14 protein-coding genes are annotated in these 24,288 nt (G+C 62.8%); 6 read left to right on the forward strand and 8 right to left on the reverse strand.

Annotated features, from left to right (window positions below; all coding sequences use genetic code 11):
* Positions 1-5 precede the first annotated feature (5 nt).
* The 3 genes from ABNT42_RS16995 to ABNT42_RS17005 are packed head-to-tail and all read right to left on the reverse strand — an operon-like array spanning position 6 to position 1,895.
* Positions 6-320: an STAS domain-containing protein gene (locus ABNT42_RS16995; RefSeq protein WP_348698942.1), complete on the reverse strand. Its 315-nt coding sequence runs from the start codon at positions 318-320 to the stop codon at positions 6-8.
* A 16-nt stretch (positions 321-336) separates the two neighbouring features.
* A complete protein-coding gene (locus ABNT42_RS17000) occupies positions 337-705 on the reverse strand; it encodes a response regulator (RefSeq protein WP_161040858.1) in 369 nt (122 codons plus the stop codon).
* Positions 706-728: 23 nt separating this feature from the next.
* Positions 729-1,895 (reverse strand): methyl-accepting chemotaxis protein, encoded by a 1,167-nt coding sequence (locus ABNT42_RS17005; protein ID WP_348698945.1) that lies wholly within the window; start codon positions 1,893-1,895, stop codon positions 729-731.
* Between the two features lie 443 nt (positions 1,896-2,338).
* Between ABNT42_RS17005 and ABNT42_RS17010 the strand changes: the two genes are divergently transcribed.
* A complete protein-coding gene (locus tag ABNT42_RS17010) occupies positions 2,339-2,959 on the forward strand; it encodes a Crp/Fnr family transcriptional regulator (protein ID WP_348698947.1) in 621 nt (206 codons plus the stop codon).
* Positions 2,960-3,059: 100 nt separating this feature from the next.
* Here the strand turns inward: ABNT42_RS17010 and panD are convergent, their stop codons facing one another.
* Positions 3,060-3,419 (reverse strand): aspartate 1-decarboxylase, encoded by a 360-nt coding sequence (panD, locus tag ABNT42_RS17015; RefSeq protein ID WP_155436685.1) that lies wholly within the window; start codon positions 3,417-3,419, stop codon positions 3,060-3,062.
* Positions 3,420-3,608: 189 nt separating this feature from the next.
* Here panD and ABNT42_RS17020 point away from each other — a divergent pair, with 189 nt between their 5' ends.
* A complete protein-coding gene (locus ABNT42_RS17020; protein ID WP_348698949.1) occupies positions 3,609-5,327 on the forward strand; it encodes a sensor domain-containing diguanylate cyclase in 1,719 nt (572 codons plus the stop codon).
* 1 nt (position 5,328) lies between these two features.
* Here ABNT42_RS17020 and ABNT42_RS17025 read toward each other — a convergent pair whose 3' ends face one another.
* Together ABNT42_RS17025 and ABNT42_RS17030 are read right to left on the reverse strand one after the other, a co-directional pair.
* On the reverse strand, positions 5,329-6,966 hold the full coding sequence (locus ABNT42_RS17025) for a serine hydrolase (protein ID WP_348698951.1): 1,638 nt from the start codon (positions 6,964-6,966) through the stop codon (positions 5,329-5,331).
* Positions 6,966-8,822 (reverse strand): M1 family metallopeptidase, encoded by a 1,857-nt coding sequence (locus ABNT42_RS17030; protein ID WP_348698953.1) that lies wholly within the window; start codon positions 8,820-8,822, stop codon positions 6,966-6,968. The genes ABNT42_RS17025 and ABNT42_RS17030 overlap by 1 nt, the downstream gene beginning before the upstream one ends.
* Positions 8,823-8,907: 85 nt before the next feature.
* On the opposite strand from ABNT42_RS17030, the gene ABNT42_RS17035 reads away from it, so the two are divergent.
* Positions 8,908-9,483, forward strand: a complete 576-nt coding sequence (locus ABNT42_RS17035; RefSeq protein ID WP_348698955.1) for a TMEM165/GDT1 family protein — start codon at positions 8,908-8,910, stop codon at positions 9,481-9,483.
* Here ABNT42_RS17035 and ABNT42_RS17040 read toward each other — a convergent pair.
* A complete protein-coding gene (locus tag ABNT42_RS17040) occupies positions 9,472-18,222 on the reverse strand; it encodes a glucoamylase family protein (RefSeq protein ID WP_348698956.1) in 8,751 nt (2,916 codons plus the stop codon). The genes ABNT42_RS17035 and ABNT42_RS17040 overlap by 12 nt on opposite strands.
* Positions 18,223-18,394: 172 nt before the next feature.
* Positions 18,395-20,461, reverse strand: coding sequence for an aminotransferase class V-fold PLP-dependent enzyme (locus ABNT42_RS17045; RefSeq protein WP_348698958.1), 2,067 nt, complete (start codon positions 20,459-20,461; stop codon positions 18,395-18,397).
* 128 nt (positions 20,462-20,589) lie between these two features.
* On the opposite strand from ABNT42_RS17045, the gene ABNT42_RS17050 reads away from it, so the two are divergent.
* From ABNT42_RS17050 to ABNT42_RS17060, 3 genes are all read left to right on the forward strand, one after another.
* Positions 20,590-21,066 carry an Lrp/AsnC family transcriptional regulator gene (locus ABNT42_RS17050; RefSeq protein WP_155436691.1) on the forward strand — a complete coding sequence of 159 codons (477 nt, stop codon included), beginning with the start codon at positions 20,590-20,592 and terminating at the stop codon, positions 21,064-21,066.
* A gap of 74 nt (positions 21,067-21,140) precedes the next feature.
* Positions 21,141-22,313, forward strand: a complete 1,173-nt coding sequence (locus tag ABNT42_RS17055) for an HPP family protein (protein WP_348698961.1) — start codon at positions 21,141-21,143, stop codon at positions 22,311-22,313.
* 118 nt (positions 22,314-22,431) lie between these two features.
* Positions 22,432-24,276, forward strand: coding sequence for a DUF885 domain-containing protein (locus tag ABNT42_RS17060; RefSeq protein ID WP_348698963.1), 1,845 nt, complete (start codon positions 22,432-22,434; stop codon positions 24,274-24,276).
* Positions 24,277-24,288 lie beyond the last annotated feature (12 nt).

Below are 24,288 nucleotides of genomic sequence, written 5' to 3' on the forward strand. Positions count from 1 at the left end.
ATGCGTCAAGCGTGTATGAGTAATGCATCACCAAAAAAAGCACCCAGATCGAGCATCTGGAAAATCTCCACCACGGCAGGGCTGTGCTGCACCAGTCGCAGTTCGCGCTGTTCAGCCTGCGCGGTCTGCTTGGCCAGCATCAGCACTTGCAGGCCGGCCGTATCCAGCTCCGTTACGCCAGCCAGATCCAGCTCCAGCACGGGGCCGGCGCGCAGCGCCGCCAGCACCTGCTGCTTGACTTCGGCCGCATGGTAAATCGTCAGCTCGCCTTCGAGCGCCAGATGGCCTGCGCCATCCTGTGCAGCAGGGGTTTCGGACATGGCATCCTCCCGCGCTTCAAGGCAGAACCAGTTTGGCAACAGCGCCCAGCAGCACTTCCGGCTTGAACGGCTTCACCACCCATGCCTTGGCGCCCGCTGCCTTGCCTTCTTCCTTCTTGCTTTCCTGCGATTCGGTCGTCAGCATGATCACCGGCGTGAAACGGTAATTAGGCAGTGCCTTGAACTCGCGCACAAAAGTAATCCCGTCCATATTCGGCATGTTCACATCGCACACCACCAGATGGATTTTCTGGCCGGTGCACTTGGATAGCGCGTCGGCGCCATCGCGTCCTTCGATCACGTCATAGCCCGCACCTTTCAGGGCGATGCCTACTACCTGCCGCAGCGAGGCCGAATCATCGACCACCATAATAGTTTTTGCCATAGTCTTTCTACTCCGGTTACGAATCAGAAGAAGGTGATTTCATCGGCGGCAGCAGCGGCCGGCTTGGCGCGGCTGGAGCCGCCATGCACGGCGTGTTCTTCGGCCATGGCATAGGTTTTCTGTAACTCGCGCAGCAGGGGCTGGGCATCCATAGGCTCGAGTATCTGGGCAGCGTGGTAGCGATCGCGGTGCTCGCGCAGCAGTAACGGCAGGCGCTCGATATTCTCCCGCACGTGTGCCAGCACCTGACTCACCCGATCCTGGAACTGCAGCTGTACCAGTGCTTCGCCTACCTCGCCCTGTATGCCTACGCTCTCGTGCTTGAGCTGTTCGGAAGAATCGACCAGCGCATCGGTCATGCTGCGGAAATCGTGCAGCACGCTTTCAATGATGGCTTCGGCCGACTGCATGGAACTGTTTTCCTGTGCGGCCGTACGATCGGCCGCTTCGCTGGCAGCGAGGATGGCGCTGCTGATCAGGCCGACGCGGTTGGCGATGTTTTTGCCCGTCTCGGCCGAGCGGCTGGACAGATGGCGCACTTCCTGCGCGACCACCGCGAAGCCGCGTCCGGCAGGGCCGGCACGGGCCGCTTCGATGGCCGCATTCAGCGCCAGCAGATTGGTCTGGGCAGCGATGCTGGCCACCCCTTCGGCCATATCGCGCAACTCGCGCGTAAAGCGTTCCAGATCCTTGATCTGGGCCAGCATGGCCTGCTTCGATTCGAAGGCAGATTTCATCGAGCCTACGACCGAACCTAACTGGGTTTCGCTACGGCTGAAGATTTCCGTCATGCCCTGACCATCGCGTGCATTGTCATGGCTGGAAACATGTACCGCCGTATCGAGGCGGTCGACGATATTCGAGAAACGGGAAGCCAGATCGGACACGGCTTCTTCCATCTGGCTGCGGGAATTTTCGATATGCCGGCACCACACCGGCAGCACGGCATCACCGAACTGTTCGCGTGACTGCAGATACTGCTCGACGCTGGCCGAGCCGCCCGCCGTCCCGGTCGTGCCGGACTGATCGCGCAGCACGCTCCAGATGGCCAGCCCTAACAGGACAGCGCCCCACAGCACCGTGTACCAGCCCCAGCGCGACCAGCCTGCCACGATAGTGCCGGCCGCGCCTGCGCCAGCCAGACCCAGCGGGATCACAACTCTGCTTTCGAAACCCGTATTCGTGCTCATTACTCGTGTCCCCGAGGTTAGCTACAGCTTCTTTTTACAGCGTGTTGATTTGCATTACCTGTTAGGCAAATGTATCGCAGAAACTATTTCCGCGCCACAAAGTAACTGGCAAAACAATGGTCACTGACAGTTAAACAACAGCAGGATTCTCATGCTTAATTTGCAATTTTTTGTAGTCGGAGTACAGAGTGCTAGATCAGAAATCGGGCATGTTGCGATGTTGCAACCATTTTTGACAAGGTCTCACAATTTAGCCCATTTTAGGCAGGTTTTACCTATGAAAATGGGGTGTTTACGTGGCGTTCAACTAGTTTAAATCTGAAGTATCTCTCTAATTTTAATTCCGAAATACAATGAAAATTGCGCTACAGACCGTAAAAAAGGTTTACACTTTCGGCTCCCATGATAGGCCGCATTGCGCGCCGGAATAAAACGACATCAAAATGAGCCAGGCATTCATCGATCACCGCGCGAAATACCGTGACATCACCTCCCAGCGTTACAAAGTTACACCCGCTATGTACGATGAGGTCACCGCACTGCTGGCTCCGCTGGCTACTCCCGTCAGTTTCCGCAAAGGCGAATTTCTGCAACGCATAGGCACGGTGGCGCAGAATCTGTACTGGCTGCACAGCGGCGTAGCGCGTACCGGCTTCATCACGGAAGCGGGCGCCGAAGTCACGCTGCACTTTGTAACCGATGGCGAACCGGCCGCGTCGCACGACGACCTGCTGCGCGCGCGCGATGGCTTGCCGGCCCAGCATTTCGTGGTAGCCGAAACGGCCGTCCATGGTTTCAAGCTGGACTGGGCCGCCTACACGGCCATGCGCGAAACCAATAGCATGCTGCGCGACTACTATCTGAAAGTGTCCGAGTGCAGCATCATGGAACAGGCGCGCCGCATGTGCATCAATGCTTCGCCCGCACAGGGCCGGCTGGCCGCGTTCCGGCGCGAATATCCGGGACTGGAGCAGCGCATCTCGCAGAAGGTGGTGGCATCCTTCCTCGGCATCACGCCGCAATACATGTCGCAGCTGCTGCGCAGCGACGGCATCGACAAATAAGCGCAACACAGAACCGCTGCAAAACAAACGGGGCAGGCAACGATTTCACTAGAAATCGCGGCCTGCCCCGTTTAACCATCGGGCGCCAGTAAAACTGCGCTTAGGCTTTCATGCCTTTGATCTTGTTCTTGTCATCGACGAACACGACCTTCGGTTTGTAGTCTTTGGCCTGCTCTTCCGTCATCGGTGCATAGGTGCAGATGATCAGCAGATCGCCCAGCTGGGCGCGACGTGCGGCGGCGCCATTGAGCGAAATCTCGCCCGTGCCGCGCAGGCCCGGAATCGCATAGGTGGAGAAACGTTCGCCATTATTGACGTTGTACAGTTCGATCTTCTCGTTCACCCAGATATCCGCCGCTTCCAGCAGATCCTGATCGATACCGCAGGAACCTTCGTAGTGCAGGTCGGCCTGGGTTACCGTCACGCGGTGCAGCTTGGAGCGCAGCATAACTCGTTGCATAGACATCTTATTCATCCTTCATTTAATAAACTGACAAGCTTTACATCGTCGACGGCTGCGCCGGACAACGTGAGGCCGACATCCTACCATTAGCCGCCGAGATTAGCGCACTTGCACGCAGATTTGCCCCAGAACGAGGCAGTTTGTGGCATATTGCTAACTAGCAAAAAAACATTCAGGCAAGCCACAATGCGACTCACCCGACTTTTCACCCTGATTAGCGCCATTCTGGCGCTGCTGGTGTGTGGCGTGCAGGGCCGTTCCCTCTGGAGTGAATGGCGCCAGTATCAGGCAGCCGAACAGGGCTTGCAGGCACTGCAGCTGGTGGAAGCCTCCATGCGGGCCGCAGAGAAACTGTCGTTCGAACGTGGCCCCAGCAATGCCGTGATGGGCGACGGCCACCCCGCCGCTGCCGCCAAACAGGAGCGCCTGCGCGCCGCCCGCAACGATACCAATAGCGCCCTGCGCCAGCTCCAGTTGCAGCTCACCGAATACCATGCCACCCCGGCCGGCCAGCTGGGTGCACTGGAACTGGCGCTGCGCGAAGCACGCCGCAATGTCGATCAGCTGGCCGCCCAGCCTCCGGGCAGCCGTACGCCGGTGCAACTGCACACCGCCGTCGAACGCATGTATGCGCTGGTGCCACTGGCGCTCGATGCCGTCACCGAAGCCACGCGTGCCTCCGAACAGGCCTATCCGCGCATCACCCGCGTGCTGGTCAAGGCCCGCCTTGCCGTGGAACTGCGCGAGTACGCCGGCCGCTTAGGCTCCACCCTGACCGTGCCGCTGGCGACGGGGCAGGCGCTCAGCACCGCCCAGCAGCAGGAGCTGCAGTTCCTGCGCGGCCGGCTTGAGCAGTTACGCCAGCTGATCAAGATGGCCAACAACGACGCCGATCAGGCGGTGCGCATCAAGGCCGCTGTCGCGCGCATGGATAGCGACTATTTCGAAACGGGTCAGCACATCATCGGCGAAGTGGAGCATGCCAGCAGCACGGGGCAGCACTACAGCATGGACACGGCGCAGTTTGCCCAGCGCTACGTGCCCACCATGGCACCGATACTGGCTGTGCGCGATGCGCTGATGCAGGAGGCACAGCATCAGGCACGGGCCGAATTCCAGCTTGCTCGCCATGAACTGAGCTGGGCCCTGCTGAACGGTGCTGCCATCCTGCTGGTACTGGTGGTGCTGCTGATGATCGTCCGGCTGCGGGTGGTAACGCCGCTGCTGCGTGCTACCCGCGCCGTCGTCCGGCTCGGCAATGGCGACTACACGCCGCCCTCGCGCATCAGCCGGCGCCAGGATGAAATCGGCGACATGCTGCGCGCACTGGCCACCCTGCGCGAAAACAGTCTGGAGCGCCAGCGGCTGGAGCAGGAACGGGCCCGTCTGATCGAAGAACTCAAGACCCGCGCCGATACCGATTACCTGACCGGCATCCTGAACCGGCGCGCCTTTGCTACGGCCGGCAATCTGCGCCTGCGCGGCGCACGGGAAAAAGACGAATCGCTGGCCGTGATTCTGTTCGATATCGACCACTTCAAATCCGTCAACGACTGCTATGGCCACGATGCCGGCGATCAGGTGCTGATCCGCATCGCCGAAGTGGTACGCGCCACCCTGCGCGATGGCGAGATACTGGCGCGCTACGGCGGCGAGGAATTCGTCGTCATGCCCAGCTACTGCGGGCTGGAAGCGGCACGCGCGCTGGCCGAGCGCCTGCGTGTGGCGATCGAACAGGAACCGCTCACGCTCAGCGATGGCTACATCCTGCGCGTTACGGCCAGCTTCGGCGTGGCGGTGGCACATGGCCCGCACGCCGCGCTCGACGACCTGTTCCACTCGGCCGATCTGGCCCTGTACCGCGCCAAGAGCCAGGGCCGCAACCGGGTGGAAACCCAGCTCTGAGTTACTTCGCTTTCGGTACTACCACCGGCGTAAAACTCAGATCACGGAAATCGAAACTGAAATCCGTCTCGGTCGATACGGGCGCCATCTTCATGCGCTCGATGCTGGCATCGGGATTGAGCGCAAAACTCACATAGGCATCGGCATTGAAGTTACGCTCTTTCCAGCGCACGATAAAAGTATCGTGCTGGAAGTGTTCGAGTTCGCCTTCCAGATCGGGCGTGCGGCTAAAGCGCATGATCTGCTTGCGGCCTTCGCGCCGGATGCTGACCTTGCCGTACCACGCATCCTCGTACTCGCCTTCATAGGCAGCCAGCGGCAGCGACGGCGACGACTTGGCGGCACGTGCCGCGCTTTCCTTGCCCTGCCGTTCCAGTTCTTCCTTATGCGCGGCCGCTTCCTGTTCCGCATACAGCGTGATCCAGTCGCTGGCCGGCACGTTCAGATACTGGTCCAGTATGCGCCAGTACAGCGCGGCCATGGCGGGACTATTTTCTGCATTGGTCAGGATGGCGATACCGAGTTTTTCTTCCGGTACCATCAGCACAGTCGAATAGAAGCCTTGCAGTGCGCCGCCATGCATGGCGATCTTGCGGCCCTTGTAATCGCGCAGACTGAAGCCCAGACCGTAGCCGGCGAAGTTAGGCTTGGTGGCAGCCAGCGCCGGCTTGGGCGTACGGATACGCATCGGCGTCTGCTCGGTCCACATCTCGCCTATCTGCTTGCTGCTGATGATCTGGCGACCATCTTCCAGCTTGCCATCGTTGAGCAGCATGGTCATCCAGCGGGCGATATCGCTCGCGCTGGTATTAATCCCCACCGCGCCGATGGCGTTCTCCACCTGCATGGGTTTGACCACACTGATCTTGTCGTTGATCTTGCTGTGTGGTGCAGAGTGGTTGCTGGCCGCCCGCATGGCGTCCACGCTGGTGGTGGTGTCCTGCATGCCCAGCGGGGTGAGGATGCGCTCGCGCACCGCCGCGCCCCAGGGCTTGCCGGACTTCTGCGCAATGATCTTGCCCGCTACGATGTAGAGCAGATTGTCATAGGCGTAGTTGTTGCGGAAGCTGGTGGCCGGTTTCACATAGCGCAGCCGGGCGATGATTTCATCCGTGCTGAAACTGGTGGTGGGCCACCACAGCAGATCGCCCGCGCCCAGACCCAGACCGCTGCGGTGGGTCAGCAGATCGCGCACGGTCATCACGCCCGTCACATACGAGTCGTGCATCTGGAAATCCGGCAGATGCTTGGTGACAGGATCGTCCCATGCCAGCTTGCCATCATCCACCAGTTGCGCCAGCGCCGCCGCCGTAAAGGCTTTGGAGTTGGAAGCGATTTCGAACAGGGTATTGCCATCGACTGGCGTGGCCTCGCCCAGTTTGCGCACACCGTAACCGTTCGCAGCCACCACCTTGCCATCCTTGACGATGGCCACCGCCATGCCCGGCACATCGAAGGTCTTCAGAATGCGCTGCACATCGGCGGCCAGATCGAACGCTGGCACAGGGGCAGGCACCGCCGCCGGCGCAGGGCTTGCACTGACTGGCGCGCTATCGGTGAGCGGCGCGGCGGCCAGTGCATGGTGGGACAGTGCCAGCGCCACCAGCGCGGCGCCCAGAGTAGGAGTCATTTTCAGCATCATGGTTTCTTGAATTGTTTATCGACCGAGCTTTGGGTTACCGGATGATAGTGCGGGCGGGCCTGCGCGTACAGGGCTCTGGCCCATTCGCGTTCAGCGGGATTTTTCAGCAGCGCCGTGTAGAGCGGCACGACGAATTTCTGCCGTCCTACGCTGAGCAGGAAGGCCTGCAGCGGCGCGCGTACGTTGTAGCCAGCCTTGATCGACGACAGGTAGAAGCGGTAGGCGATTTCATTATTGCCGCTCTTGGCCAGAGCAAAGCGCTGATCGAGTTCCTGCAACTGGCTGGCCGTGGCCTTGCCATCGATATCGTTCAGGAAGTGCATCCATTCCAGCGCGATCCAGCCTTGTGCGGGCAGATCGGCCGTGGCCAGCGTGCCTTGCAGCCAAGCGCTGCGCTGGCTATCCAGTGCAGCTAACCTTGGCGACGCTTCATGCTGCGCGCTGGCCGGTATGCCGGCGCCATACAGCCATTCGTCCAGTTCTGCTGCACTCATTACTTGCGGATGGGCGGCCAGCAGATGGGTCTTGAGATAGCTGACAAATTCCTCCGTGCGCACCGACTGGAAGGCATGCTGATCGAACCAGCCGCGCAGGAAAGGATCGAACACGCTGCGGCCGGCGCGCTGTTCCAGCGTACGCAGCAGCCATGCGCCTTTGGGGTAGACCAGTTCCGTATCCGTATAGGTGGCCGATCCCGTATCGGCATCACGCGTCACCAGCGCCTGTCTGGCGGGCGGGATAGCAGCCAGCGAGGCCATGGCTTCTTCCTGCTCCACCTGCAGATTCATCTGCGCCACTTCGGCGCCATACAGTTTTTCCACCACCCGCGTGGTGACGTAGTTGGTAAAGCCCTCGTTCAGCCAGAAGTGCTTCCAGGTGGCATTGGTGACCAGATTGCCCGACCACGAGTGCGCCAGTTCATGGGCGATCAGGTCAACCAGACTGCGGTCACCGGCGATCATGGTGGGCGTGACAAAGGTCAGGCGCGGATTCTCCATGCCGCCGATGGGGAAGGATGGCGGCAGCACCAGCATGTCGTAACGCTCCCAGCGATACGGGCCATACAGTTCCTCCGCAGCGCTGATCATCTGCTCCGTATCAGCCAGTTCGAAAGCCGCCGCATCGATACGCGCCGGCTCCGCATACACGGCGGAACGGGGGCCCAGATTGCGCACTTCGATTTCGCCGATGGCAATCGCCAGCAGGTAGGAAGGGATAGGCTGCGCCATGCTGAACTTCCAGCCGCCCACGCCATGCGATTGCTGGTCGTTGGCTGCGCTCATCACCACGCGCAGTCCTTCCGGCGCGGCGATGCGGGCGCTGTAGGTAAAGCGCACGGCCGGCGTATCCTGCAGCGGCACCCACGAGCGGGCATGGATGGATTCGGACTGGCTAAACATGAACGGACGCTTGCCGGACATGGTCTGCTGCGGCGACATCCACTGCAGCGCAGTCGCCGACGGCGCCGTGCGGTAGTAAATGCGCACTTTGTGCGGCTGGAACGGCACGGCGATGCGCAACGCGCGACCTTTTTCAGCGTCCGGCTTATCCAGCATGTACGATGCGGCCTGCCAGCGACCGGAAGGGTGCAGCAACTGCACGCGGGCGATATTCAGTTCGCTGGTATCGAGCACCAGCGAGCGGGCCGATTTATCTAGCCAGTTCAGCGTCAGCTCGGCATAGCCGGACAGGGTGTGGCGGCCAAAGTCCGCTTTCAGATCCAGATGCAGGTCGCTAGTGCGCACCTGATCGTAGCGCGCATAGCTCAGCGGATCGGCATGGGCCACACCAAGCATGGAACCGGCGGACAGCAGCAGCGCCGCGAGGGTTTTGAGAGTCTTCTTGAGTTGCATGGGTTTCATCCTAAATGACCGGAGCGCGCAGCAGAATAGCACAGCCCCATGTTAAGATGCGCCCCACTATTCAAGCAGGAACATCATGGAAGCTTTCCTCATTTCCACCGGCATCGTCGCCCTCGCCGAGATCGGTGACAAAACCCAGTTACTGGCCTTCTGTCTGGCCGCGAAGTTCCGCCGCCCCTTACCCATCGTGGCAGCGATTTTTGTCGCCACCATCGCCAACCACGCATTCGCTGCCGCCATCGGTAGCTGGATTACCGGCCTGCTAGGCCCCGATATTCTGCGCTGGGTACTGGGTCTCTCCTTCATCGCCATGGCCGTATGGACGCTGATACCGGACAAGATCGACGAAGACGATATGCCGCTGGCGAAGTACGGCGTATTCCTCACCACGCTGATCGCCTTCTTCGTCGCCGAAATGGGCGACAAGACGCAGGTAGCTACGGTGGCGCTGGCTGCGCGCTATCACAGTCTGGTGGCAGTGGTGTGCGGCACCACCTTCGGCATGATGCTGGCCAATGTACCGGCCGTATATCTGGGCGATAAGATCGCCAACCGCGTTTCGCTGAAACTGGTGCACGGCATTGCGGCACTGGTATTCGCCATCCTCGGCGTGGCCACACTGATGGGCGCTGGCGCCGCACTAGGCGCCTGATCTTTCGGTAGCACGGGGCACGTACAGATCCAGCGTATGCGTGAGCGGCTGGTCTTCCAGCGTGATCTGCAGCCCCGCCAGCCGTACCCCATCCTGTACCAGCAGCCAGTCTGCCGACTGGCTGCGCTGCACGCGGATCACATAGCGTGCCGCACCAAAACGGTAGACCAGTTCGAAATTCGCCCATTCGGGCGGCATGCGCGGCGCCAGTTCCAGCTGATTACCGCTGCGCCGCAATCCCAGTAGCGCTTCCACCAGCAGCCGATACATCCAGCCTGACGATCCCGTGTACCAGCTCCAGCCGCCCCGTCCCACGTGGGGCGGCACGGCATACACGTCGGCCGTCACCACATACGGTTCCACCCGATAGCGCTGCATGGCTTGCGGCGTCGCCGTGTGGCGCAGCGGATTGATCATGCGCGCCAGTTCCCATGCCAGCGCCGTTTCATCGAGACGGGCAAACGCCATCGCCGTCCAGATGGCGGCATGGGTGTACTGGCCGCCGTTCTCGCGCACGCCCGGCACATAGCCACGGATGTAGCCGGGATTCGGCCCATCCTTGTCGAACGGTGGCTGCAGCAGCTGGATGATGCCATCCTCGCGCCGCACCAGCCGCTGGTTCACCTGCGCCATGGCAGCGCGTGCGCGGGTGGCATCGGCCGCACCGGACAGCACGCCCCAGCTCTGCGAGATCGAATCGATCTGGCATTCTTCGTTCAGGTGCGAACCCAGCGGCGTGCCGTCATCGAAATAGGCGCGCCGGTACCACTCGCCATCCCAGCCATGCTGTTCGACGGCAGCGGCCAGCGCGCGGGCACGGGTACGGCATTCGGCCGCAAAGATGGCATCCTGCCGTAGCTCGGCCACTTCGGCAAAACGCTGCAGCACTTCGCACTGGAAGAAAGCCAGCCAGATGCTTTCGCCCTTCCCCTGCTCGCCCACCTTGTCCATGCCATCGTTCCAGTCGCAGGAACCGATCAGCGGCAGCTCATGCGCCCCCAGTCGCCAGCCATGGCGTATGGCGCGCTGGCAGTGCTCGTACAGCGTGCCCTGCTGGGCCGAGCGCAGCGGCAGGTCGTAATAGGAATCTTCCTCCGGCTTGACGGCACGCCCCTCCAGATACGGCTGCAGCTCCTCCAGCACAGCCAGATCGCCAGTCGCCTGCACATAGCGCGCGGCCGCCAGCGGCAGCCACAGATAGTCGTCCGAGCAGTGGGTACGTACGCCACGGTCGGACGGCGGGTGCCACCAGTGCTGCACATCGCCTTCCAAGAACTGGTGCGCCGCGCACAGCAGCAATTGTTCGCGCAGTAGTACCGGACGGGTGTGGATGGTGGCCATGGCGTCCTGTAACTGGTCGCGAAAGCCGAATGCGCCGCCGGACTGGTAGTAGCCGCTGCGCGCCCACATACGGCAGGCAATGGTCTGGTACATCAGCCAGCCATTGACCAGCACATCGAGTTCCGGCTCCGGCGTGCGGATCTGTACCGCATCCAGCGTGGCCTGCCAGTAGGCCTGTACGGCGTCCAGCGCTTCATAGGCGGCCGCCGCACTGCGATGCTTCTGCACCAGCGTACTGGCATCGGCATTGCGCCGCCCTGCCACACCGAGTACGAACACTACTTCGCGTTCCTGCCCGGGCAGTAGTTCGAGCGGCACCATCAGCGCCGCACAGGCATCCAGCCCGGCGCCCGTGCGGCCGGACAGTCGCAGGCGCCGCATGGCAGCCGGTGCCGCCAGCGTGCCGTTGCGGCCGATGAATTCACTACGGTCGGCCGTGTGGCTGCGCAGCGCGGCATCACAGTTGAAGAACGCTACCCTGCCGGTGAACTCGGTGTTGTAGGGATTGCGTGCAAACAGTGCGCCACTGGCGCCATCTACCTCGGTCAGCACATGCATGCCGGACTTGGCGCGCATATCCCCCAGCACCCATTCCACATAGGCTGCCAGCGACAGCCTGCGACTGACAGCAGACAGATTTCTCACTTTCAGCAGGGTGTAACGTATCGGCGCATCGATGGCGACGAAGGTGGTCAGCGTGCTGGCGATGCCTGCCGTGCTGTGTTCGAAGCTGCTGTAACCAAAACCATGGCGCGTCACATAGCGCCCTGCAGCCGGTGCCGGTAGCGGCGTGGGCGACCAGAACTGGCCGCTGTGCTCGTCGCGGATATAGAACGCTTCGCCGCTGCTATCGCTGACCGGATCGTTATGCCATGGCGTCAGGCGGAATTCGTGCGCATTTTCGTGCCAGCTATAGGCCTGTCCGCTTTCCGAGATCACGCTACCGAACTGGGGATTGGCCAGCACATTCGACCATGGTGCCGGCGTGCGCTGGCCGGCATCGCTGACGATCACGTATTCGCGTCCGTCCGCACTGAAGCCGCCCATGCCATTGGCCAGCAGTAGCCGCTCCGGCAATGGCGCTTCCGCATAGGCTGGCAATGCTTCGGCATAGGCCGGGCTGCTTTCCAGCTGCAGCAGCGGCATGCGTAACGGCGGGGTGACGGCGCGCTTGATCTGTTCGGCCAGCGTGCCGCGCTGATCGCTGAGAATGGCGCGCGCTACCGACTGCAGCAGGATGCGGTCTTCGTTGGCGATCTGGTCGACCAGTCGCACGAAGATGCCACCGGGCCGATCGATCGCCTGTGCATCGATACCGGAAGCGATCAGCCCCATGATCTGGTCATGCAGTAGCTGGCGATAGCCGCTCTGGTCTTCGTACCAGATCACCAGATCCACCACCAGCCCTTTCAGGCGCCAGTAGGCGTGCGCCTGCACCATCTGGCGCGCCAGTTCGATATTGGCCGGATCGCGGATCTGCAGCAGCACAATGGGCAGGTCGCCGGAAATTGCATACGCCCACAGGCCGGACTGGCCGCGCTGGTTACGCATCAGCACCGCAGCATCGGCACGCAGCGATGCGTGCGGATAGATCACGGCATTCGCCAGCCGCGCATACAGTTGCGCATCGGCCTCGCTGGCATTGAGCTGGCGCAGCACCACCTGACTATGCGTCCATGCCAGTTCGAACACGCGGTCGGCTAGGTGGCGATCCTGATATTTGTCGATCAGGTGAAGCGCCGCGTCGCGCTGTTCGCACATGCCGGTGACGATATCGACGATCACCGTCTGGTCGGGCTGCAGAGTAATGGTCTGGCGTATCGCCACCACGGGATCGAGTACCGAGCCTGCCGCACCACTGAGTGTCGCATCGCCTGCCAGCGCGGCCGGATCGAGCGCGCTGCGGCCACGTCCGAGGAAGCGCGCCCTGTCCGTTTCGAACGAGACGGCGCTGACCACACCATCATGGACCATCATCGCATGCAGCAGCCACGGTGTCGGGTCATGCGGCCCGCGCGGGCGGCGCGTACACAGTATGGCGTTCTCGCCATGCAGTATCTCGCTCTGCACAAACAGCTTGCTGAACGCCGGATGGGCAGCATCGGCCGCCGCCGGTGCCAGCGCCACTTCCGCATAGCTGGTCACTTCCAGCGTACGCACCTGCTCCGACTGATTGGTAATACGGGTACGGCGCAATTCGATATCGTCTTCCGGCGACACCACGATTTCCGTGTACAGATCGATGCCGCGGTCGCTACGGCGGAACTCCGCCCGTCCTTCCGAGAAAATCACTTCATAGCGGCGCGGCTCCACCAGCGTAGGCTGATAGGTAGTGGACCAGTAGCGGCCATCGGCGAGGTCGCGCACATAGCAGAAATTGCCCCAGTGGTCGCGCGTACTGTCTTCGCGCCAGCGCGTCACGGCCATATCCTTCCAGCGGCTGTAGCTGCCACCCGCATTGGTCACCATGACGTGATAGCGCCCGTTCGACAGTAGCTGGGTTTCCGGCACGGCACTGCTATGCTGCTTGAGTATGCGCATCGGCATACTCTGCTCGACCACACCCGAGCGCAAGGCCGCCTGCTCGGTGGTATTGGAATAGAAGGCGCCCAGTTGCGGGCTGCGCTCCTGCAGCACCAGCAGGGTCGATTGCAGCAGCGGGTCGGCCTCGAAGCGGCGCTGCATAGGACGCTCGTGCAGCAAGTAGGCCAGCGCCAGCAGCCCCATACCTTGATGGTGCACCATAAAGGAACGGATCACTGCCGCCGTCTGCCCGCGTGGCAGCCGCGCGGCCGTGTAGTCGATGGCCTCGTAGAAGCCATAGCGTCCCAGATAGCCGAGCGCCGCCAGTTTCTGCAGATTGGTGCATGCCGCCTCCGGCTGCACCATCAGCCCCAGCATACTGGCATACGGCGCTACCACCAGGTCATCGCCGAGACCCCGCTTCAGGCCCAGCCCCGGCACGCCGAACGCACGGTACTGGTAATTCAGGCTAGCGTCGACCATGTTATAGCCCGATTCCGAAATCCCCCACGGCACGTTGCGCCGGCGGCCATAATCAATCTGCGCGGCGATCACGGCCCTGTAGGTCTGGTCCAGCAGCGTGTCGGGATAGCTGGGCATCACCAGCAGCGGCATCAGGTATTCGAACATCGAACCACTCCACGACAGCAGCACAGGCTGGCCCGCCACGATGCACAGCTGGCGCCCCAGCGCAAACCAATGCTCTTGCGGGAGCTGGCCTTGCGCAATCGCGACAAAGCTGGCCAGCCGCACTTCCGACGCCAGCAGATCGTAATAGCTGCTATCGAGCCGCCGTTCGCTGACGTTGTAGCCTATCGCCAGCAGATGGGTGGTGGCGTTGTACAGGAAGCCGTATTCCATCCGTGCAAAAGCAGCGCAGCGCTGCGCCAGCAGTTCCAGTGCCTGGATGCGCTGCTGCGCTGCCTGCGCCGCTTCGGCGCACAGCTGCGCCAGTCGCAACTGGCGTTCACGTTCGGCCGGTGCCAGCGCATCCTGCTGCACATGGCGCACGCTATCGTGCAGCGCGGCCAGTTCGCGCAAAGTGGGCACGCGCAGCAGAGCACTATCCGGCAGCGCTTCGGCCGGCAGCACCAGCCACGGCATCAGCAGCGCCAGCTCTGCCAGCGCAGCGCGGCATTGCTGCAGCAGCGCTGTATGCCACAGCAGGGTTTCGCCATGCAGCGCGGCCTGCGGATCTAGCCCGCCCAGCAACTGCTGCAGGCGCAGCAGCCAGCGGCGCAACTGCGCGCCGTCGCCCGCATCGGGCGCCTGCTGCATGACACTCGCCAGTTCGCCCGCCATCGCCCCATACTGCTCGCGCCACGCCTGCTGCAACAGCGTGGCCGTTGTCACCAGCCCTTCCACCAGCCGAGCACCCAGCACGGGCTGGCTCGCCAGCCCGCTCAGCCCCGCCTGCAGCGTCAGCAGATGACCGGCCAGATTGCCGCTATCGACGGTGGACACATACATGGGCAGCAGCGGCTGCAGGTTGCGCGTGTCGTACCAGTTGTAGAAATGGCCTTGATATCGCTCCATCCGGTCCAGCGTGTTGAGCGTGTTGCCGCTACGCTCGATCAGCTGCCCAATGGTGAGATAGCCAAAATCGCTAGCACTGAGACTGGCCAGCAGCGCCATGCCGATGTTGGTGGGCGAGGTACGATGTGCCACCACCTGCACGGGCTGCTCCTGCATATTATCGGGCGGTAGCCAGTTATCTTCCGGCCCTACGAAGCGCTCGAAGTAAGCCCATGTGCGACGGGCCAGCGTCGCCAGAAACAGTCGTTGCTCGGTCGTCAGCGTCACGCTGCGGCGCGCGATCGGGCGGCTGATGCGCTGTGCCACCGCCGGTGCCAGCAGCCATAGCGGCACGAACAGCAGGGCCGGCCACAAGCTGGCGGGCTGCCACAGCAGAATCGCCAGCAAGGTCGGCGCAGCCAGTGCCGGGGCAAGCCACAGGCTGCGCCAGCCATCCGCACTCCCCTGCACCACCAGCGTGGAGGCGCGCCACTCTAGCAAATGCTGGTGCGAGACCAGCAGACGCCAGTGACTGCGCACAATGGCATCCAGACTGAACCACGCTTCGTAGGGCAGAAATACCAGCATCAGCAGCGCATGGGCAAACTGCAATCCGCTGCGGCGCAAGCTGGCGCGCACATGCTGGCGCCACAGCGTATCGCGCGGCCGCCGCGCAAGGTCATACAGCCCCCCCAGCAGCGGGGTGGCAAACAGCACGGCCAGCACGGCGCCCGTCCACAGCCACGGCCGCGGCAGCACCAGCCATGCCAGCAGCAAGAGCCCCAGCAGCGCCGGTGCTGTCACACTACGGCGCAGATTATCCAGCAGCTTCCAGCGCGACAGCAGCGATAGGGGATTGCGTTCGCGGCCGCGAACGTGCTCGCGTTTGCGCTCGGCTTGGTTGCTGACGTCCTGTTGCGCGCTGGGCTGCAGCTCTGGCAACGGTCGCGGTAACGGTAGTGGAACGCGCCGGCGCAACCATGCCGCTACCTGCCAGTCGCCCCGTATCCAGCGCTGGCGGCGCTGCACATCGTCGCCATAGCGCGAGGGATAAGCTTCATACAGTTGCACATCGCTGAGCAAACCTGCACGCAGGTAGCAGCCTTCCAGCAAGTCGTGACTGAGGATGCGGTTCTCGGGCAGGCGGCCATCGAGCACTTGCCGGAACACGGCCACATCGTAGATGCCTTTGCCGATGAACGATCCTTCGTAGAACACATCCTGATACACGTCCGACACGGTGCGCGTGTACGGGTCTATGCCCGGTTCGCCGCCACACAGTTTTTCATACAGCGAGGCCTGCTCGCCCGGCACGCTGACGGCAATGCGCGGCTGCAGAATGCCATAGCCTTCCACTACCCGTAGCAAGCCCTCATCCACCCGTGGCTGGTTAAGCGGATGCAGCATGGTGGCAATCATCTGCTGTGCCGCTTCGCGCGGCAAACGGGTATCGCTATCGAGCGTGATCACGTAACGTACCTCGGCCAGCCGGCTGGTATCCCCCTCGACCACACTGAACGCTGCTGCGCCCTCTCCGCCCAGCAGGCGGTTCAGGTCCTGCAGTTTGCCCCGCTTGCGTTCATAGCCCATCCACACGCCCTCCTGCGCATTCCACAGGCGTGGCCGGTGCAGCAGCAGAAATGGTGCGATGACACCAGCCACAGCGTCGCCAGCATAGTTGTACTGCCGGTTCAGCTGGGCGATGCTGGTCTGGGCCTGCTGCACCAGCGCTGCATCCTCTGGCAGGATGGCGCTATCGGCATCGGTCAGATCCGTCAGCAGGCAGAATTGCAGATGTCGGTCGCGATTGGCGAGGAAGTGCACTTCCAGCTGTTCGCACAATTGCGCCACGTTCTCGCTGCTGTACAGCAGCGCCGGCACCACCACCAGCGTGCGCGCATCGGCCGGTACCCCCTGCGGCAACGCCATGCGCGGCAAAGGGTGCGGCTGGGTCACCAGCGTGGCCAGCCAGTTCACTAGCGCCAGTGCCAGCTGCCCACTGGCCAGCAGGGTCAGAACGGCAGTCAACAGCAGCCATGCCAGCCCCACGCCATGCTGGGCCGCCTGCTGCACCAGCCATGCCGTGGCCACCAGTGCCAGTGCCGCGATGGCGCCCAGATAGGTAGTCAGCGGCGCGCTGCGCGCGGTCTGCTGCAGCGCTTCCGGCCAGTGACGGCGCATGCGGCATTGGCGCTCTAGTTGCACCACGCCAGCGCCGATCAGGTAATAGCCCACGTGGCCGTAGCGCGCCTCGCCGCCATAGGCCTGCGCCAGTTGCAGCGCGTGCTGCGCCACCTCGCCTTCTGTGTAGGCGCTGCGACGGGCGATCTTTTCGATCGCATGGCGATACAAATCGCGCGTGGCAAACGCCATCTGCGCGTACACGCCGGCCGGGTCCTGCCGCAAGGTCTGCTCCACCACGCTCATGGTTTCGACAAACTCCTGCCAGTCCATGGTGCCAAGAAAGCGCAGGCTGCCGATGCTATTGGCAATCGACACCTGTTCCGCCGCCTGCTGCTGGATCTCGTTCTGGATCTGCTGTTCTATGGTCTGCCCCGCTTCTGCCAGCCGGTGGGTAATCCACGACAGCGCCAGCGTCAGGGCCGGGCTCTGGCCCTGCAGGCGACGCGCCAGTTCGGCCACAAAGGCGCTGGTGATGGGCGGATTGGAACGCGCCATGTCGGCCACCAGCAGTATCAGCCCGCTGGGATTGCTTTCAGCCACCCGCGTCATCTGGTCGGCCCAGTGGTTGGCCAGATCGCGCTGGCGCCGGTTATCCGCCACCCGCACGGCCACGCGGCGCAGATTTTCGATCAATGCCAGCCGCAGCATGATGGGGATGGCCCACAGTTCGCCCAGCTGCAAACTGGCCACTTCCTGATACGCCGCCACAAAGCGGCACAGCGATTCGGGATCGACCCGGCCATCGCCATGGGCGATGATTTCCAGCGCGATGCGGTACACGCGCGGACAGGCGGGCAAGGCATCGCCTTCGAGGCGGGGCAACTGGCGGCTGTAGTTGCGCGGCAAATGGCGGCGGGCAATGCGAATCTGGTCTTCGATCAGGTAGAAATTATCCAGCAGCCATTCGGAGGCGGGCGTGATCTGGCGGCCCTGCTTGACGGCAGCCGTCAGCTCGTTGCAGGTGGCATCGATCAGCGTGGCGTTCTGCGCCAGCCGCACTAGCAGCCGGTCCGCGCCGCCTTGCGTGCTGAGGCGGTGCTGGCTGGCCAGCATCTTGCCGTGCACGGCCATCTGCACAGCACTGAACAATTCCGCACGTAAAGGCAGATCGGCCGCTTCGTCCTCGCGGCTGACCGTGCGCGCAGCAAACACGGGAACAAACAGGGGCACAAACATAGACACTCCCGGCCTCGCCAGACCTTTGCAGAAAAAAAATATGCATAGGCAGCTTACTGGGCGGGCGCAGGCGCGACCGTGCGCAGACGTACATAAACGCCGCGCCATGCAGGACGAAAAAAAGGGCCGCTCGCGCGGCCCCGAAAGGAAGAGGAGACGTAAAGAAAGAAAACTATGCAGCCTGTGCCAGCGCCAGCCCGCCCGTCAGGCTATAGCTGTGCGCATGTCCCAGCCGGCGCAGGCACTGGGCCGCTTTCAGACTGCGATTACCGCTGCGGCAGATGAACACCAGCGTGCTGTCCGGAGTCGCCAGCCAGTCGCTGGCATGCTCGGTCAGACGGCTCAGCGGCACACTCTGCACCTTGCCGGCGACCGGCAGTACCGTGGCACTGGCAGCATATTCGTAATCTTCACGCACATCGATCAGCTGCGCATCGGGATGTTCGCCCAGCAGCGCGTTCAGACCTGCCTGATCGAGCTGCAGACTGTCGCAGCAGACCGGCGGCACCGCAGCTGCACCTGCGCAGAACTGGTTGTGCTCATCGCGGCTAGGGCAAAGCAGCGTCGCCGCTGCCGTCAGCCCCTGCAGCGCCGTGGCGCACTGGCGGCTGCTGAAGGCAAAGCGTATGGCCTGCGCTGGCAACTGGCCTTGCACGGCCTCGCCCAGCAGATAGTGGCGGCAGGCGCCATCCGTCACACAGGCCAGCGTGCGCGCCCCCAGTTGCAGCGCAGCGACCGGCTGGCCGTCGGCCAGCATCACGCGCTGGGGCAGGGCTGGCCAGCCATAGGCATCGGCCGCTACACGGCTAGCAGCATGGCGCCCCAGTGCTTCGATCAGGGCACCGTTTTCCTGTCCTGCTTCGGTATTCAGAATCGCCTGCACGCGGTAGTTCTGGCAGCGTACAAACGCTTCGATGCGGTGGGTGTGTTCCGGCAGCGGATCAATCAGCACGCAGCTACGGCTGGCGGCATCCAGCACCAGCCAACTGCACGCACCTTCCACGCCCATCTGCAGCAGGCCATCGTGCGCCGCGCCGTTACGCTCGGACGGAATCAGGCAGCCGGTACGCAGCGCCGCGCCACAGCGGGCAATACGGCGGCAGGCATCGTCGATCATAGCGGCATCGGCTAGCGGACCGAACGACATGCGGATCGCGCCAGCACTGCGCCATAACGGCACCTGCATGGCATCCAGCACATAGCTGGGAGCGGCCTTGGCCGCCGAGCAGGCACTACCCGAGCTGACCCGTACCTGGGCCGCATCGAACACATCCATCAGCTCACGGCTGGACAAGCCCGGCACGGAGAAATTCAGCGTGGTCGGCAGCGAGTTTTCGAATGGATGGTTGAACACGATACCGGGCAAGGCTGCACGCAACGCATCGGCCAGACGGGCGCGGTAGCCTTCCAGCTCGTCATGGCTGCGGAAGGTATCGCCCCGCTCCAGCGCAGCCAGCACGGTGCCCAGCGCCACGATGCCGGCCATGTTTTCCGTACCGGAGCGCTGTGCACCTTCCTGCCCGCCACCTACGATCAGCGGCGTGAACGGTGCATCAGCGCGCACGTACAGCATGCCTATGCCTTTCGGCGCATACAGCTTGTGACCGGAGAACGGCGCATAGTCGATGCGGGTTTCGGCCAGATTCAGCGCCAGCTTGCCCAGCGCCTGCACGCAGTCCACCATCCAGTAAGCCTTGCAGCCGGTCTGCTCGAGCACGGCCTGTATGCCGGCGATATCGCTGATCACGCCCGTTTCATTATTCGCCGCCATGGTGCAGACGAATGCTGCCTGATCGGCGCAGGCGCGCAGCGCCTCCAGATCGTGCAGTCCGTGCTGGTTCACGGGCAGCTTGTGCAGCGTCAGATTCAGGCCCAGCAGACGGTTCCAGTGCGCCAGACTTTCCGGCACCGCCTTGTGTTCGGTCGCGCCATACACCAGCAGGCTGCCGATGGCTTCGCCCTGCTCGCGCCGTTCGCGCAAGGCCACCAGCGCCGACAGCACGGCCGTCTGTATGCCTTCGGTGGCACCGCTATTGAACATCAGCCGGCCTTCGCCCACGCCCAGCAGGCGACGCGCGCACTGGCGCGTCTGATCGAGCATGGCTTTGGCGCTCAGGCCGGCAGCATGGCTGCTACTGGGGTTACCGTAACGCTGGCCCATGGCACAGGTAGCAGCGGCAATGGCGGCCGGCAGCACGGGAGAGGTGGCATTGCCGTCGAGGTAGATTTCGGTCGTCATGGTGGGCGCGAAGTAGCAGGCTAATCAATGCATATAGTTTAGTCAGAAGGACGAAAATAGATGTACTAAAATACTCCGGCTACGGCTAACATATAGGATATTCATCCTACATTTCGAGAATTTCGAGCATGAATCCACTTGACCGCTATGATTACGCTATCCTCTCCGCCCTGCAGGTGGACGGCACGCTGTCGGTGGCGCAGCTCAGCGAGCGCATCGGACTGTCCGCCACGCCGTGCTGGAAACGCATCCGCCGGCTGGAAGAAGAAGGCTATCTGGAAAACCGCGTGGCCATCGTCAACCGGCGCAAAGTGGGCCTGCCCGTCACCGTATTTGTCAGCGTGCGTACCAGCCAGCACGACGACAAATGGCTGGCGCGCTTCGCCGCCGCCGTGATTGCTCTGCCGGAAGTGCAGGAATTTCACCGCATGAGCGGCGATATCGACTACTTGCTCAAGGTAGTGACTAGCGATATCGAAGGCTATGACCGCTTCTACAAGAAACTCATCAAAGTGGCCCAGCTGAGCGGGGTTTCCTCGGCCTTCTCGATGGAGCAGATTAAGTTCACCACCGCCCTGCCATTGGAATTGGTAGCGCACGGCTAGTGCGACAAAATGCCCCGCACACAGCAGACTGAGCTTGGAGTAATATTTGTTCCATTTCAAATACTGGATTAAACATGCGCGCACTGCTGCAACGCTGGCTACCGGGCCCGGCCACCACCAATCTGCGTGAACAGCTACGTGCGGCGGCGGGCATCCTGCTAGGGCTGTTTATCGGCGCCCTGCTGTGCCAGCAATTGCTGGCCACCAGCGCGTTGCACATCAGCCTGATCGCGCCCATGGGTGCAACGGCCGTGCTGCTGTTTGCCCTGCCGGCCAGTCCGCTAGCCCAGCCATGGGCCGTCATCGGCGGCAATGTCATCAGCGCTCTGATAGGCGTAGCCTGCGTACACTGGCTGGGCGATAGCCTCAACCCTGCCCTGCTGGGTGCACTGGCAGCCGCGCTGGCTCTGGCCGCCATGTTCGCGCTGCGCTGCCTGCACCCGCCCGGCGGCGCCGTCGCGCTGATCACCGTGATCGGCGGCCCTGCCGTGCAGGCGGCCGGCTACCACTTTGCCATGCTGACCGTGCTGGCCAATTCGGCCATGATGGTGCTGCTGGCCATCCTCTACAACAACCTGACGGGACGGCGCTATCCGCACACCCAGCAAGCCCATATCGCCAATCTGCACGCCACCAGGGATGAAGTGCCGACCGTGCGCCTAGGCTTCCGGCCGGACGATCTGGATGCCGTACTCAAGCAATACAATCAGGTGCTCGATATCAGCCGCGATGACCTGCACGCGCTGTTCATGCAGACTGAGCAGCGCGCCTACCAGCGCCGCTTCGGTATGCTGACCTGCGGCGATATCATGTCGCGCGACATCGTCAGTGCCGAATTCGGCTCCTGTCTGGAAGATGCGTGGCGCGTGATGCGCGAACACCGGCTGGCCGCCTTGCCCGTACTGAACCGCGCCCAGCGCGTGATCGGCATCATCACGCTGGCCGACTTCCTCGAATATGGCGGCCTCAACGACATCCACGGCCTCGATCACCAGCTCAAGAACTTCCTGCGCAAGAGCGGCATCACCCACACGGAAAAGGCCGAAGTGGTGGGACAGATTATGTGCAAGCAGGCCACCACCGTACACATCGATACGCCCATCGCCGATCTGGTGCCGCTGATGGCCGATTCCGGCCTGCACCACATTCCCGTGATCGATCACGAACAGCGTTTCGCCGGCATGGTGGCGCAATCCGACCTGATCGCGGCCCTGTACGAGCGGCGGCTGGCCGAAGCGGTGGCCTAGGCGACAGACGGGGCGCCGCGTGGCCGACTGAGCCGGCTAGCAACAAACCCTCGCGCCACCGGCGCGGATGGCTTATCCTAACCGGCGTTCCGCTTAACGCCCCACACCAAGGAGACCCATGAGCCCATTCCGCCCTACCCGCGCTGTACTGGCTACCGCTATTGCACTGGCGCTATCCGCGCCCTTAGCCTTAACTGCCTCGCTGAGCTACGCGGCCACCCAGCCTGCCGCTGCTGCAGCGGATGCTGCCGTACCGGCCACCAGCGACGTCGCCACCCAGCGCGCCCTGCTCAAGCTGGCCGACCAGTACTACGATGCCAACGCCCGCTACGAGCCGCTCAACGCCACCGAGAATGGCGACAGCCGCTTCGACGACCAGCTCGGTCTGAGCATTGCACCGGCCCAGCGTGCGCGCCAGTTCAAGCTGTACCGCCAGTTCAGCCAGCGCCTGCAACAGATTCCGCGCGCGCGCCTGAACCACACCGACCGCGTCAGCTACGACATCCTCGCCTATGAGCTGCAAGGCCTGCTGGCCATGGAGCCGTTCCCCGAACACCTGCTGCCGATTACCCAGATGGATAGCGTGCCCGTTACGCTGGCCAACTATGCGGGTGGCGAAGGCTCGCAGCCACTCGGCACGGTCAAGCAATACGAAGCCTATCTGCACCGTATCAGCCAGCTGCCGGCATGGATCGATCAGGCCATCGCCAATATGCGCGTAGGCATGCTCAGCGGCGTGACCCAGCCGAAAGCGCTGATGGTGTCGGCCCTGCCCCAGTTCCAGCAGCTCATCAGCGCTACGGCGGAAAGCAATATCTTCTACACCCCCATCAAGAAAATACCGGCCAGCTTCAGCGCCGCCGACCAGCAACGCCTGACGGTCGCCTACCGCAAAGCCGTGGGCGAGCGCATCCTGCCAGCGCTGCAGCGACTGGCCACGTTTGTGGAAAAAGACTATCTGCCAGCCTGCCGCACCAGCACGGGTCTGGGCGCGCTGCCGAACGGCGCGGCGTGGTATCAGGCGCGCATTGCCAATGCCACCACCACCAGCCTGAAGCCGGAAGAAATCCACGCCATCGGTCTAAAGGAAGTGGCGCGCATACAGGCGCAGTTCGCCGTACTCGGCCCGCAACTCGGCTATGACGGTCCGGCAGCGGGTCTGCCGGTGTGGGTCGCGGCCCAGCCCAAGTTCTACCCGTTCAAGACGGAAGACGAAGTGCAGGCCGTGTATCACAAGCTCAAGGACGTGCTCGACGCCAAGCTGCCGCAGATGTTCACGCTGCTGCCGAAAGCGCCGCTCGATCTGCGTCTGGAGCCTGAACTGAGCCGCGCCACGGCGTCCGACCACTACACGCCGCCAGCCGGCGACGGTTCGCGTCCGGGCGTGTTCTGGTCGGTCGTGAACGACCCGACCAAATACGGCAGCACGGGCATGACCACGCTGTTCCTGCACGAAGGCAAACCGGGCCACCACTTCCATATCGCGCTCAATCAGGAACTCAACCTGCCGAATTTCCGCAAATTCGGCGGCAACAACGCCTTCACGGAAGGCTGGGCGCTGTATGCCGAAACGCTGGGCAAGGAAATGGGCCTGTTCGAAGATCCGGCCCAGTACTTCGGCCACCTCAACGACGAACTGCTGCGCGCCACCCGTCTGGTAGTTGATACGGGCATGCACGCCAAAGGCTGGACGCGCGAGCAGAGCATCGCCTATATGCACGACACGCTGGGCTATGACGTGACGGCCAAGACGGAAACGGAGCGTTACATGGCATGGCCGGCACAGGCACTGGGCTACAAGATCGGTTCGCTGAAGATCGTCGCGCTGCGCGAGCGCGCCGCCAAGGCGCTCGGCAGCAAGTTCAGCCTGCCAGCCTTCCACGCCGTCGTGCTCGGTGATGGCACGCTGCCACTGGCCCTGCTCGAAGCCAAAGTGGACCGCTGGATCGCCAGCCAGCAATAACCCACCCGGGGT

The sequence above is a fragment of the Duganella fentianensis genome (assembly GCF_964031615.1).
GTDB lineage: Bacteria > Pseudomonadota > Gammaproteobacteria > Burkholderiales > Burkholderiaceae_D > Rugamonas > Rugamonas fentianensis_A.

Excerpts from the sequence above, each read along its gene's own strand:
- panD (WP_155436685.1), bottom strand. The coding sequence starts at position 3,419 with ATGCAACGAGTTATGCTGCGCTCCAAGCTGCACCGCGTGACGGTAACC.
- ABNT42_RS17045 (WP_348698958.1), bottom strand. The coding sequence starts at position 20,461 with ATGACGACCGAAATCTACCTCGACGGCAATGCCACCTCTCCCGTGCTG.
- ABNT42_RS17055 (WP_348698961.1), top strand. The coding sequence starts at position 21,141 with ATGCGCGCACTGCTGCAACGCTGGCTACCGGGCCCGGCCACCACCAAT.
- ABNT42_RS17020 (WP_348698949.1), top strand. The coding sequence starts at position 3,609 with ATGCGACTCACCCGACTTTTCACCCTGATTAGCGCCATTCTGGCGCTG.
- ABNT42_RS17035 (WP_348698955.1), top strand. The coding sequence starts at position 8,908 with ATGGAAGCTTTCCTCATTTCCACCGGCATCGTCGCCCTCGCCGAGATC.
- ABNT42_RS17000 (WP_161040858.1), bottom strand. The coding sequence starts at position 705 with ATGGCAAAAACTATTATGGTGGTCGATGATTCGGCCTCGCTGCGGCAG.
- ABNT42_RS17030 (WP_348698953.1), bottom strand. The coding sequence starts at position 8,822 with ATGCAACTCAAGAAGACTCTCAAAACCCTCGCGGCGCTGCTGCTGTCC.
- ABNT42_RS17005 (WP_348698945.1), bottom strand. The coding sequence starts at position 1,895 with ATGAGCACGAATACGGGTTTCGAAAGCAGAGTTGTGATCCCGCTGGGT.
- ABNT42_RS17025 (WP_348698951.1), bottom strand. The coding sequence starts at position 6,966 with ATGCTGAAAATGACTCCTACTCTGGGCGCCGCGCTGGTGGCGCTGGCA.
- ABNT42_RS17060 (WP_348698963.1), top strand. The coding sequence starts at position 22,432 with ATGAGCCCATTCCGCCCTACCCGCGCTGTACTGGCTACCGCTATTGCA.
- ABNT42_RS17010 (WP_348698947.1), top strand. The coding sequence starts at position 2,339 with ATGAGCCAGGCATTCATCGATCACCGCGCGAAATACCGTGACATCACC.
- ABNT42_RS17050 (WP_155436691.1), top strand. The coding sequence starts at position 20,590 with ATGAATCCACTTGACCGCTATGATTACGCTATCCTCTCCGCCCTGCAG.
- ABNT42_RS16995 (WP_348698942.1), bottom strand. The coding sequence starts at position 320 with ATGTCCGAAACCCCTGCTGCACAGGATGGCGCAGGCCATCTGGCGCTC.
- ABNT42_RS17040 (WP_348698956.1), bottom strand. The coding sequence starts at position 18,222 with ATGTTTGTGCCCCTGTTTGTTCCCGTGTTTGCTGCGCGCACGGTCAGC.